We start from the raw sequence: 1,521 nt of genomic DNA, 5'->3' as shown, positions 1-1,521 counted from the left end.
GACACAGTGGACGCGAGCAACTGAGGACAAGCCCTCGGCCTATTAGTACCGGTCACCTCCACACCTCACGGTGCTTCCAGATCCGGCCTATCAACCCAGTCGTCTACTGGGAGCCTTACCCCATCAAGTGGGTGGGAGCCCTCATCTCGAAGCAGGCTTCCCGCTTAGATGCTTTCAGCGGTTATCCCTCCCGAACGTAGCCAACCAGCCATGCCCTTGGCAGGACAACTGGCACACCAGAGGTTCGTCCGTCCCGGTCCTCTCGTACTAGGGACAGCCCTTCTCAAGACTCCTACGCGCACAGCGGATAGGGACCGAACTGTCTCACGACGTTCTAAACCCAGCTCGCGTACCGCTTTAATGGGCGAACAGCCCAACCCTTGGGACCGACTCCAGCCCCAGGATGCGACGAGCCGACATCGAGGTGCCAAACCATCCCGTCGATATGGACTCTTGGGGAAGATCAGCCTGTTATCCCCGGGGTACCTTTTATCCGTTGAGCGACGGCGCTTCCACAAGCCACCGCCGGATCACTAGTCCCGACTTTCGTCCCTGCTCGACCCGTCGGTCTCACAGTCAAGCTCCCTTGTGCACTTACACTCAACACCTGATTGCCAACCAGGCTGAGGGAACCTTTGGGCGCCTCCGTTACTCTTTAGGAGGCAACCGCCCCAGTTAAACTACCCATCAGACACTGTCCCTGATCCGGATCACGGACCCAGGTTAGACATCCAGCACGACCAGACTGGTATTTCAACGACGACTCCACCGCCACTGGCGTGACGACTTCACAGTCTCCCAGCTATCCTACACAAGCCGAACCGAACACCAATATCAAACTGTAGTAAAGGTCCCGGGGTCTTTCCGTCCTGCTGCGCGAAACGAGCATCTTTACTCGTAGTGCAATTTCACCGGGCCTATGGTTGAGACAGTCGAGAAGTCGTTACGCCATTCGTGCAGGTCGGAACTTACCCGACAAGGAATTTCGCTACCTTAGGATGGTTATAGTTACCACCGCCGTTTACTGGCGCTTAAGTTCTCAGCTTCGCCAGGACGAATCCTGACTAACCGGTCCCCTTAACGTTCCAGCACCGGGCAGGCGTCAGTCCGTATACATCGCCTTACGGCTTCGCACGGACCTGTGTTTTTAGTAAACAGTCGCTTCTCGCTGGTCTCTGCGGCCACCCCCAGCTCAGGGAGTAAATCCCATCACCAGGCGTGGCCCCCCTTCTCCCGAAGTTACGGGGGCATTTTGCCGAGTTCCTTAACCATAGTTCACCCGAACGCCTCGGTATTCTCTACCTGACCACCTGAGTCGGTTTAGGGTACGGGCCGCCGTGAAACTCGCTAGAGGCTTTTCTCGACAGCATAGGATCATCCACTTCGCCGCAATCGGCTCGGCATCAGGTCTCACCCTCGTGAACAGCGGATTTACCTACTGCTCGGGCTACACCCTTACCCCGGGACTACCACCGCCCGGGATGGACTACCTTCCTGCGTCACCCCATCACTCACCTACTG

The 1,521-nt window shown here is 57.2% G+C and carries 1 rRNA gene; it reads right to left on the bottom strand.

The annotated features are described in order from the left end of the window. Nucleotides 1-22: 22 nt before the first annotated feature. Nucleotides 23-1,521 (bottom strand): 23S ribosomal RNA (locus ABZ861_RS31450); the annotation flags it as partial.

This window comes from Streptomyces sp. NPDC046985, from assembly GCF_040644415.1.
Classification (GTDB): Bacteria; Actinomycetota; Actinomycetes; order Streptomycetales; family Streptomycetaceae; genus Streptomyces.
Note: the sequence above shows the minus strand (reverse complement) of the source record. Positions and strands in the feature narration are given on the sequence as shown.